Origin of the sequence: Mesorhizobium sp. M7A.F.Ca.ET.027.03.2.1 (assembly GCF_003999175.1) — a bacterium.
Classification (GTDB): domain Bacteria; phylum Pseudomonadota; class Alphaproteobacteria; order Rhizobiales; family Rhizobiaceae; genus Mesorhizobium.
In genome coordinates this window covers 1-5,730 of record NZ_RZOM01000325.1, presented here as the reverse complement: position 1 = coordinate 5,730, position 5,730 = coordinate 1, and the positions used below count along the sequence as shown (strand labels likewise).

Genomic DNA, 5,730 nt, shown 5'->3' with positions numbered 1-5,730 from the left:
CAAAGTACTAACATCGCCCAATCTGTCGGTTCGAAGGGCGGTCAGGGGCTCATGATTCGCAGTTTTCAAAACCTGATGCGGCGCTGGAGCGAGCTTTCCCTTGCCCTGCAATTCGTCGTTGCCGGCGGCTTTGGCCTGCTGGCCGTCATGTTGGTGGTGGGCACCTGGGTGACGGCGCAGATCCGGGACGGCGTCATCCGCAATTCGGCCGCCACGACGGCGCTCTATGTCGACAGCGTGATTGCGCCGCTGCTTCCCGACTTGCGCAAGGACCAGGAGCTCAGCGAGTCCGTCAAGCAGGCGCTGGACGAGACGCTTGGCCAGGGCGCGCTCGGCAAGCGCCTCGAATCGTTCGTGCTCTGGCGCCGCGACGGCACGGTTCTCTACGCCAAGGAGGCGTCCCTGATCGGCCGCCGCTTCGGTCCGAGCGACAATCTGCGTTCCGCCTTCGAAGGCAATGTCGTCGCTGAATTCAATACATTCGAAGATGATGAACGCGAGGAGAAGGCTACCGGCTTGCCATTGCTGGAGATCTACAATCCCGTGCGCGAGCCCTGGTCGGGCGAGGTGGTGGCGGTCACCGAGTTTTATGAAATCGCCGACGATTTCCAGGCCACCCTGGCGTCCGCCCTGTGGTCGAGCTGGCTGATCGTGGCCGGCGCGACGCTCGCGGCATTCCTGCTCCTGTCGGGGATTGTCCTGCGCGGCAGCCGCACCATCGACGATCAGCGTGGGGCGCTGCGCCGCCAGGTTTCGGAGCTGCAGGGTCTGGTAGTGCAAAACAGTGCTTTGCGACTGCGCGTGCAACGGGCCTCCCGCCGCGCCACCGCGCTCAACGAAAGATATCTGCGCCGGATCGGCGCCGACCTCCATGACGGCCCGGCCCAACTCGTGGCACTGGCGGCGCTGCGCATGGACAGCCCGATATTTTCCAGCGATGGCCATTCGAGCGTAAGCCGTTCGACCGAGGTCGCAATGATCCGCAAGACACTGGAGGACGCGATGCGCGAAATACGCGGCATCTGCACCGGCCTTGTTTTGCCGCAGATCGAGACGGCTGCCGCAACCGACATTCTGCGGCTGGCGGTCAAGGAACACGAGCAGAGGACGGGAACGTCGGTGACGCTGACGCTGACCGGACAGTTGCCAGAGCCCGGCGCCTCCGAGAAGATCAGCATCTATCGTTTCGTCCAGGAAGGGCTGAACAACGCCTATCGCCATGGGTTGGGCAAGGATCAGGCGGTGAGTGCGGGGATGAAAGGTGGCCGGCTTTTTGTCGAAGTGTCGGACGGCGGGCCCGGCTTCGATCCGGCGGCACGGGTCGAGGGTCTCGGCCTCGCCGGCCTCAGGGAGCGGGTCGAAAGCATTGGCGGACAGTTCGAAACCTTGACCGGGCCGCAAGGTACGCGTTTGGTGATCCGTCTATCGGTCGAGGAGCAAGCATGACTGGGACCATTCGCATCGCCATTGTCGACGATCACCCCCTCTTTCGCGAAGGTGTGACGCGCAGCCTGTCGGAGATCGGAGGCTTCGAGATGGTTGGCGAGGGCGCCACGGCGCAGGATGCCGAACGCCTCGCCACGACGGTGCGGCCTGACATCTTGCTGCTCGATATCTCCATGCCGGGCGGCGGGCTGACCGCCGTCGCAAGCATCCTGGCCAGCCATCCGGCCCAGAAGATCGTCATGCTGACCGTTTCGGAGGCCAACGCCGATGTGACAAAGGCGCTGAACGCAGGGGTGAATGGCTATGTCCTCAAAGGCGTCGGGTCGCGCGGGCTCGCCGACATCCTGCGCAATGTTGCAGCCGGCGAAAGCTATCTGTCGCCGACGCTGTCGGCTCGGCTGCTTTCGGATCTCCAGTCCCAGCAGCCGACCGACGGCATTGCGGAACGGCTGCGGCAGCTCACCGATCGGCAGACGGAAATCCTGCGGCTGGTGGCGGAGGGGCTGAGCAACAAGGAAGTCGCCTTGCGGCTTGAGCTGCAGGAGAAGACCGTCAAGCATCACATGACCGGGGTGCTGTCGAAGCTCAATGTGCGAAACCGCACCGAAGCGGCCTTGATGATGCGTGAGTTGCGCGACCGCGACAGGCCTTCCTAGAGCAACGAGAGCATGATGCCGAAAGGTGTGAAGCGGTTTTCGGAAGACATCATGCTCTATCTCTTTGATTTAGAGGCGGATTCAGTTTTCAGGCCGCTTCGACCTGAAATCATCCGGATTGCGAAAAACAATAATTGAACGGTTGCGTGCCTCCGCAAGGTGCGGACCGCGCAAAGCGCGTCGCGCCTCGGGACCGGCGTGGCACCGCCAAAACGATGTCACCTCCGCCGGGGGGCGGCGGAGGTGACGTGCAAAGCTGACCGTTGCCTGTTGGCCAGCTTCACAAGGCCTTGAGACGATCGGCATCGGCCGGCGTGGCCTGGCGGTCGATGATCGTGCGACCGAGCGCGTCCTTCATGCTGAAACGTCCGTTCTCGAGCTTTTCCGTTATGCCGTCGGGATGCCGGACCGTGATCTTGTTACCGGTCACGTCGATCTTGTCACCGGTCTTTGCATTGACATGGCTTCCGCTCTTACCCTGATTGGATCCCGATTTGCCGCTGTTGCCGCTATTGCCGCTGTTGCCGTTCCCGCTATTCCCGCCATTACCGCTGTTCCCGCCATTACCGCCGCCGGAATTGCCGCCGCCACCACCGCTGTTACCGCCACCCTTGGCGTATGCGCTGGCGGTGTGAATGCCGGGAACGGAGCCGTCCAGGACAATTTGGTAGGGAGCAATCGTCAACGCCAGCGCCGCTGCCGATTTGAGCGCCAGCCGGCAACAACGGGTCGTGACCGATCTGTGCATTTTGATCTCCGACGACTGAGCCCGGCGCGCCCCACCCCAACGTTGCAGTGCAACAACATTGCCGAAAGACGCGGCGCCCGGAAGCGACCTCCGACCGTTGCGGTTGTCAACTAGGACCTTTGCAAGCGCAAGATTGGACTAAAGTCCCAAGCGTATGCTACATTAGCTTTGCATGAACGGCGCCGCGACCGCCATCGTTAAATGGGAGACTCGCTTTCCCTACGCCTGACGACGGCAGACGCCGAACATCAAGTCACCTCCGCCGGGGGCGGCGGAGGTGACTTTGTCGAGCCGGCTTTGTGCGTTGATCGGTTTGCAGCGGCTGACGCCATGCGCCGTCGCAGGAGGCGCGGCGAAACATGCCGCCGAAGGTCTCCTTCATCTCGAAAAGTCGATTCCGGAGCAGTTCACGGCCTTCGGGAAGGCTGAGCCAGCGCTGCGCGGAATGCAGTCGCGTCTGAAAGGTCCCCCAATGTCACGAAAATGTGACCCGGCGATTATAAGGGGGGTCAAACAGGTACCCCACGCTCCAGCCACCCAACAGCCAGAGGCAAGCCACCATGACTGACCTTCGCTCCCCCGACACCCGATTCCGCACCAGCCTGCTCGAGGAAAACGACGGCCCGGCCATCAATGCCTCCGACAACCGCACCATGGGCGAGATCATCGCCGCGCGGTTCTCGCGCCGCGGCTTCCTCAAGGGCTCGCTGGCCGTCTCGGCCATCGCCGCCACCGTAAGCCCGCTGGCGCTGATCAGCGCCGACGAGGCCCGGGCAGCGGAAGGCTCGGTCTTCGCGTTCGACGAACTCGAGGCCGGCATCGACGACAAGCACCATGTCGCGCCGGGTTACGATGCCGATGTCCTGCTGCGCTGGGGCGATCCGCTTTTTGCCGATTCGCCCGACTTCGACCCGACGAAACAGTCGGCCGAGGCCCAGGCGAAACAGTTCGGCTACAACAATGACTATGTCGGCTACATCCCGATCGACGGCTCAGCCGAACATGGCCTGCTGGTGGTCAACCACGAATACACCAATCCGCATCTGATGTTCCCGGGCATCGTGAAGATCGTCGAAAAGGACGGCAAGAAGTCGGCCGAAGTCGCGCCCCTCTCGAAGGAGCAGATCGATGTCGAGATGGCCGCCCATGGCGGCACCATCGTCGAGATCCGCAAGGACGGTGGCAAATGGCAGGTGGTGCGCGACGGCAAGCTCAATCGCCGCATCACCGCCAACACCGAAATGGCGCTGTCCGGCCCGGTCGCCGGCCATGACCGCGTCAAGACCAAAGCCGATCCGTCCGGCACCAAGGTTTTCGGCACCGTCAACAATTGCGCCGGCGGCGTCACGCCCTGGGGCACCTATGTGATGGCCGAGGAGAACATCCATGGCTATTTTTCCGGCGAGCTGCCGGAAGACCACAAGGAAGCCGCGAACTACAAGCGTCTCGGCATTCCCGAAGGCGCCTATGAATGGGCGGCGCATTACGAGCGTTTCGACCTCGCCAAGGAACCCAACGAAGCCAACCGCTTCGGCTGGATCGTCGAGGTCGATGTCAACGACCCGACCTCGACGCCGAGGAAGCGCACCGCCATGGGCCGCTTCAAGCATGAGGGCGCCGAATCGATCGTCGCCAAGGACGGCCGCGTCGTCTTCTATCTCGGTGACGACGAGCGCTTCGACTATGTCTACAAGTTCGTGACCAGGGCCGCGTTCAATCCGAACGACCGTGCCGCCAACAAGGACCTGCTCGACGATGGCACGCTGCATGTCGCCAGGTTCGCCGAAGACGGCACGGTCGAATGGCTGCCGATCGTGTTCGGCCAGGGGCCGCTGACGGCTGAAAACGGTTTCACTGGCCAGGCCGACGTGCTGATCGAGACGCGCCGCGCCGCCGACCTGCTCGGCGCCACCAAGATGGACCGCCCGGAAGACATTCAGCCCAACGGCGTCAACGGCAAGGTCTATGTCATGCTGACCAACAATTCGAAGCGCAAGGCCGACCAGGTCGACGCCGCCAACCCGCGCGCCGAAAACGCCTTCGGCCACATCATCGAGATCGCCGAGGACGGCGGTGATTTCACGGCCGCCAAGGGCAAGTGGGAAGTGCTGCTGAAATGCGGCGATCCCTCGGTTGCCGATGTCGGTGCCACCTTCTCGACGGCAACGACGGCCAATGGCTGGTTCGGCATGCCCGACAATTGCGCGGTCGATTCGGCCGGGCGTCTCTGGGTCGCGACCGACGGCCAGGGTCCGAAAGCCACCGGCCGCACCGATGGCTTATGGGCGGTGGACACGGAGGGGGCGGCGCGGGCGACCTCGAAACTGTTCTTCCGCGTGCCGATCGGCGCCGAAATGTGCGGTCCGCTGTTTGCGCCCGACGACCGGACCGCCTTCGTCGCCGTCCAGCATCCGGGCGACGGCGGAGAGGACTGGGAAGCGTTCGGGCGCCCGTCCTACTATGAGGACCTGTCGACGCGCTGGCCCGACTTCAAGCCCGACATGCCGGTGCGGCCGTCGGTCGTCGCCATCACCAAACAGGGCGGCGGCAAGATCGCGGTCTGATATCAGGTACTCGTTTGCAATCTCAAGGGAGGGACTTCGGCGACCCGAAGTCCCTCCCTTTTTTGCGTGAAATCCGTCAGGCCTCGGGAAAGATTGGCAATTTAAACGTGGCGCTCTAGGTCTTTATCAGGAGATCGCCATGTCGAAGTCCGTCTATGACCGTGGCTTGCTCAAGCCAGCCGATATCGCCAAGCTGCAGCGCGTGTTCGACGAGGCCTGCCGGCGGCGCGAGGCACATCCCGATTCCGCCGACGCGCGGGAAATCGCGCTTAACCTGCTCGCCTTGCACAATGCCGGCATGGTGGAAGAGGACATG

General features: G+C 63.2%; 4 protein-coding genes. 3 read left to right on the top strand and 1 reads right to left on the bottom strand.

The features are described from left to right. Nucleotides 1-51: 51 nt before the first annotated feature. On the top strand, nt 52-1,446 hold the full coding sequence (locus tag EN750_RS15965; RefSeq protein ID WP_127396981.1) for a sensor histidine kinase: 1,395 nt from the start codon (nt 52-54) through the stop codon (nt 1,444-1,446). Beyond that, the gene (locus tag EN750_RS15960; protein ID WP_023813468.1) at nt 1,443-2,102 is read left to right on the top strand and encodes a response regulator transcription factor; all 660 of its coding nucleotides are present in this window, start codon (nt 1,443-1,445) and stop codon (nt 2,100-2,102) included. The genes EN750_RS15965 and EN750_RS15960 overlap by 4 nt, the downstream gene beginning before the upstream one ends. Before the next feature lie 280 nt (nt 2,103-2,382). Here EN750_RS15960 and EN750_RS15955 read toward each other — a convergent pair whose 3' ends face one another. Beyond that, nucleotides 2,383-2,850 carry a hypothetical protein gene (locus tag EN750_RS15955; protein ID WP_127396980.1) on the bottom strand — a complete coding sequence of 156 codons (468 nt, stop codon included), beginning with the start codon at nt 2,848-2,850 and terminating at the stop codon, nt 2,383-2,385. Nucleotides 2,851-3,410: 560 nt separating this feature from the next. Between EN750_RS15955 and EN750_RS15950 the strand changes: the two genes are divergently transcribed. Next, nucleotides 3,411-5,414 (top strand): PhoX family phosphatase, encoded by a 2,004-nt coding sequence (locus EN750_RS15950; RefSeq protein WP_127396979.1) that lies wholly within the window; start codon nt 3,411-3,413, stop codon nt 5,412-5,414. Nucleotides 5,415-5,730: the final 316 nt, after the last annotated feature.